This window comes from Moorena sp. SIO3B2 (genome assembly GCF_010692525.1).
In the GTDB taxonomy this organism is placed as follows: domain Bacteria; phylum Cyanobacteriota; class Cyanobacteriia; order Cyanobacteriales; family Coleofasciculaceae; genus Moorena; species Moorena producens.
The window spans coordinates 1-1174 of record NZ_JAAHHE010000946.1 but is presented as its reverse complement, the minus strand read 5'-3'; the positions used below and the strand labels follow the sequence as shown (position 1 = coordinate 1174).

Annotated in this window: 1 protein-coding gene and 1 pseudogene; both read left to right on the top strand. The window is 40.7% G+C overall.

Annotated elements, in window-relative coordinates:
- Positions 1–243, top strand: a pseudogene (locus F6K38_RS42575) (Uma2 family endonuclease); the annotation flags it as partial.
- Between the two features lie 77 nt (positions 244–320).
- Positions 321–1070 carry a Uma2 family endonuclease gene (locus tag F6K38_RS42570; protein ID WP_287360923.1) on the top strand — a complete coding sequence of 250 codons (750 nt, stop codon included), beginning with the start codon at positions 321–323 and terminating at the stop codon, positions 1068–1070.
- The last annotated feature ends 104 nt before the right edge of the window (positions 1071–1174 follow it).

Genomic DNA, 1174 nt, shown 5'->3' with positions numbered 1-1174 from the left:
ACAAAGCTATTAAATTTTCAAGAACTGGAGATAGCTTATCAGCGAGCAAAGTTAGAGCAAACCACAGAAGCTCAAGCCCGACAACAAGCGGAGTTAGAGCGAGCTGCTGAAGCTCAAGCCCGACAACAAGCGGAAGAAGCTCTACAGAATGCTATTTCCCCGTTATTAAGCTTAGGCTTGACTATTGAACAGATAGCTGAAGCACTAAATTTATCAGTGGCAGAAGTTAACCGTCACGTTTAAATTGGTTATTCCCCCTTACCTATTCCCTATTCCCTAATTCCCTGCTCCCTACTCCCTACTCCCTTGCTGAATGACCAATGACTAATGAGCAATTAAAACCTAAATTTTTCTACCGCAATACTAATGGTACACCAATGGCAGAAAGTGACCCTAACCGAGATTATATCATTTATGGCGTAGAAGCCTTGAAAAACTATTTCAAAAATCGAGACGATGTTTATGTTTCCGGTAACTTATCGATTTACTACCTAGAAGGCGTATATGATGCGGTAATTGAGCCTGATGTATTTGTGATTTTCGGAGTAGAAAATAAACTACGAAAACACTACAAAGTTTGGGAAGAAGGCGGAAAGTTTCCGAGTTGGATATTAGAAGTAACTTCAATAAGTACTAAGGGAACTGATCAAAGGTTTAATCGCCAAACATACCAAGATATGGGAGTATTAGAATACATGCAGTATGACCCTGTGGAAGATTATCTCCAACCACCCCTGAAAGGATTACGTCTGGTGGAGGGAAACTATGAACCTATGGCTAGCAAACCTTTAGGAGATGAAGATTTCTCGATTTACAGTGAAGTTTTAGGTTTAGAACTTCAAGTGAATCAGGGAAAACTAGAGTTTTTCGATCCAAAGTTGGGAAAAAAGCTATTAAACTTTCAAGAACTAGACATGGCTTATCAGGAAGCTGAACAAGCACTACAGCAAACTGAACAAGCACTACAGAAAGCTATTTCACATTTATTAGGATTAGGGTTAAGTGTGGAACAGATAGCTGAAGCCTTGAGCTTATCACTAGAAGAGGTTAATCACAGACTGCAAGAATAACTAAGGTCAGTTTTGGATAAGGAGGAGCGAAGGGAGTAGGCTGAAAGTGTTTAAGAATTCAGCCGTCAGCCGTCAGCTGTCAGCCATTGGCGTAGCGTGCGCGT